The sequence below is a fragment of the Cellulomonas rhizosphaerae genome, from assembly GCF_003470205.1.
In the GTDB taxonomy this organism is placed as follows: Bacteria; Actinomycetota; Actinomycetes; order Actinomycetales; family Cellulomonadaceae; genus Cellulomonas; species Cellulomonas rhizosphaerae.
The window spans coordinates 1-2,997 of the sequence record NZ_QWKP01000039.1 but is presented as its reverse complement, the minus strand read 5'-3'; the positions used below and the strand labels follow the sequence as shown (position 1 = coordinate 2,997).

At 72.7% G+C, this 2,997-nt stretch carries 3 protein-coding genes and 1 pseudogene; 3 read left to right on the top strand and 1 reads right to left on the bottom strand.

The features are described 5' to 3' along the window. A pseudogene (locus D1825_RS00510) lies at positions 1-266 on the bottom strand (hypothetical protein); the annotation flags it as partial. 107 nt (positions 267-373) lie between these two features. On the opposite strand from D1825_RS00510, the gene D1825_RS00505 reads away from it, so the two are divergent. The 3 genes from D1825_RS00505 to D1825_RS00495 all read left to right on the top strand — a co-directional run bounded on the left by D1825_RS00505 (position 374) and on the right by D1825_RS00495 (position 2,914). Then, positions 374-1,159 carry an ABC transporter ATP-binding protein gene (locus tag D1825_RS00505; RefSeq protein ID WP_118765591.1) on the top strand — a complete coding sequence of 262 codons (786 nt, stop codon included), beginning with the start codon at positions 374-376 and terminating at the stop codon, positions 1,157-1,159. A 94-nt stretch (positions 1,160-1,253) separates the two neighbouring features. Further along, a complete protein-coding gene (locus D1825_RS00500) occupies positions 1,254-1,685 on the top strand; it encodes an NfeD family protein (RefSeq protein ID WP_118765590.1) in 432 nt (143 codons plus the stop codon). A gap of 53 nt (positions 1,686-1,738) precedes the next feature. Continuing rightward, positions 1,739-2,914, top strand: coding sequence for an SPFH domain-containing protein (locus D1825_RS00495; protein ID WP_118765589.1), 1,176 nt, complete (start codon positions 1,739-1,741; stop codon positions 2,912-2,914). Positions 2,915-2,997 lie beyond the last annotated feature (83 nt).

Here is a 2,997-nt window from a genome sequence, read left to right as displayed (position 1 = left end):
GCCGCGCCGCTCACGGCGGCCGGGGCCGCCCCGGCATCGCCCGGCGCGAGGACCAGCGCGGCGACGTCGATCGGGCCGCCGACCCATCCGTCGATCGCCTCGGAGAGCGGGACGGGTGAGCCGTCGCCCGTGACCACCTCGTGCGGCTCGTCGTCGCCCTGGACCGCGCGCAGCAGCGCCTTGCGGTCGGTCCTCGCGCCCGACGGGTCGGGCGCGAGCCACAGGGCGAGCAGCACGGACCGGGGCAGCTCGAGGACGTCGCTCACGGGCACAACGGTAGGCGAGGGTCGCCCGACGAGGCTCGTGAGCCCTCGTGAGCCAGGACACGTGCGCCGCTGCGGACGCGCCCCCGCCGGGCCGTTAGGGTCATGCCATGACCGACGTGCTCGACCTGCAGGCCGTGACGATCCGCCGGGGGACGACGACGATCCTCGACGACATCTCGTGGACGGTGCGGGAGGGCGAGCGCTGGGTCGTGCTCGGCCGCAACGGGGCCGGCAAGACGACGTTGCTGCAGGTCGCGTCCGGCCGCATGCACCCCACCGGCGGCACCGCCGAGCTGCTCGGCGAGCGCCTCGGCCGCGTCGACGTCTTCGAGCTGCGCCCGCGCATCGGGCTGTCCAGCGCGGCGCTCGCGGACCGCATCCCGTCGGGTGAGACCGTGCGCGACGTCGTGCTCACCGCCGCCTACGGGGTGACCGGTCGCTGGCGCGAGACCTACGAGGAGCTCGACGAGTCGCGCGCGAGCGACCTGCTGCGCGCGTTCGGCGTCGACCACCTCGGCGAGCGCTACTTCGGCACGCTCAGCGAGGGCGAGCGCAAGCGCGTCCAGATCGCCCGTTCGCTCATGACCGACCCCGAGCTGCTGCTGCTCGACGAGCCCGCCGCCGGGCTCGACCTCGGCGGCCGCGAGGAGCTCGTCGCGGCGCTCGCCGAGCTCGCCGCGGACCCCAAGTCGCCGGTCCTCGTGCTGGTCACGCACCACGTCGAGGAGATCCCGCCGGGGTTCACGCACCTGCTGCTCCTCAAGGACGGTCGCGTGCACGCCGCCGGCCCCGTCGACGAGGTCCTGACGGCGGAGACGCTGTCCGGCGCGTTCGGGCTCGACCTCGCGGTCGACCGCAACGGCGACCGCTGGTCGGCGCGCGCCGCGGGCTGAGGAAAACCCCACAAGTTCGCAAAGCAGTCGTCTAGGATCGGTACAAGAGCCCGATCCACCCAGGAGCGGGCGCGGCCGAAGGAGGCTGCATCCCATGGACTGGTTGTGGTGGATCGGCGGGGCGTTCGCGCTCGGCATCCTGGAGATGCTCTCGCTCGACCTCGTCCTGATCATGCTCGCCGGCGGTGCGGTCGCCGGAGGCATCGCCAGCGCTGCGGGAGCCCCGGTGTGGCTGCAGTTCCTGATCGCCGCGCTGACGGCGGTCGTGCTGCTCGCGACGCTGCGCCCCTGGCTCCTGCGCCGGCTCAAGAAGCGTGTCCCGCTCGAGGAGACCAACGCCGCGGCGCTGGTCGGCAAGGACGCCGTCGTCGTCTCGACCGTCACGCTCGAGGGTGGCCGCGTCAAGCTCAACGGCGAGGTCTGGAGCGCGCGCACCAGCACCGCTGACGCCCTCCTGCCCGGCGCCCAGGTGCGGGTCGACCGCATCGAGGGCGCGACCGCGGTGGTCGCACCCGCCGCGGGCTGAATCGCACCTCCCCGCAGCCGCGGGGCATCCGTACGAAGAAAACTGGAGGATTCATGGACGACCCCAGCGGCGGCCAGATCGCCCTGTACATCGTGCTCGGGCTGGCCGTGCTGTTCGTGGTCATCGGCCTGATCCGGGCGGTGCGGATCGTCCCGCAGGCGACGGCGATCATCGTCGAGCGACTCGGCCGCTACTCCCGCACGCTCGACGCCGGCCTGCACCTGCTCATCCCGTTCGTCGACCGCGTGCGTGCGGGCGTCGACCTGCGCGAGCAGGTGGTGTCCTTCCCGCCGCAGCCCGTGATCACCTCGGACAACCTCGTGGTCAGCATCGACACGGTCATCTACTTCCAGGTGACCGAGCCGAAGAACGCGGTGTACGAGATCGCCAACTACATCACCGGCATCGAGCAGCTCACGGTCACGACGCTGCGCAACGTCGTCGGCTCGATGGACCTCGAGCAGACGCTGACCAGCCGCGACCAGATCAACGGCCAGCTGCGCGGCGTGCTCGACGAGGCGACCGGCCGGTGGGGCGTGCGCGTCAACCGGGTCGAGCTCAAGTCGATCGACCCGCCGGACAGCATCAAGGGCTCGATGGAGCAGCAGATGCGCGCCGAGCGAGACCGTCGCGCCACGATCCTGACCGCGGAGGGTGTCAAGCAGTCGCAGATCCTCACGGCCGAGGGCGAGAAGCAGGCCGCGATCCTGCGGGCCGAGGGCAGCGCGCAGTCGGCGATCCTCAACGCCGAGGGCGAGGCGCGGGCCATCCTGCAGGTCTTCGACGCCGTGCACCGTGGCGACGCCGACCCCAAGCTGCTGGCCTACCAGTACCTGCAGGTGTTGCCGAAGATCGCGCAGAGCCCGTCGAGCAAGATGTGGTTCCTGCCGTCCGAGCTCTCGGGCGCGCTGGGCGCGTTCGCCAAGGGGTTCGCCGGGGGCGACGACGCGGGCGGCGTGTTCGGCAGCAGCCGGCCCGCGGGGGAGTCGCCGCTCGGGGACGACCTGCCGCCCTCGACGCTGACCGACCCGGCCGAGGCGCTCGCCGAGGCCAAGCGCGAGTCGGCGGCCGCCACGGCCGACGCGACGAGCGCGGGCAACCTCAGTGGGCGTCCCTTCGACGCGGGCGCCGAGCTGGGCCAGCGACCGGGCGCGGGCGCGGCTCCGTTGCGGCCGACGTCGGACCCGGCGCCGTCGCTGCAGAAGCCGGAGGACTCGACGCCGGAATGATCTGGCGGAGTGAGTGCTCACTCAGTTAATGTCGGCCGCATGGCCACCCCCGCAGTCGAGAGCGGCGCGACCCGGACGGGTCG

Bases quoted from the DNA above. Each gene is read 5' to 3' on its own strand.
- D1825_RS00505 (WP_118765591.1), top strand. From the start codon at position 374: ATGACCGACGTGCTCGACCTGCAGGCCGTGACGATCCGCCGGGGGACG.
- D1825_RS00500 (WP_118765590.1), top strand. From the start codon at position 1,254: ATGGACTGGTTGTGGTGGATCGGCGGGGCGTTCGCGCTCGGCATCCTG.
- D1825_RS00495 (WP_118765589.1), top strand. From the start codon at position 1,739: ATGGACGACCCCAGCGGCGGCCAGATCGCCCTGTACATCGTGCTCGGG.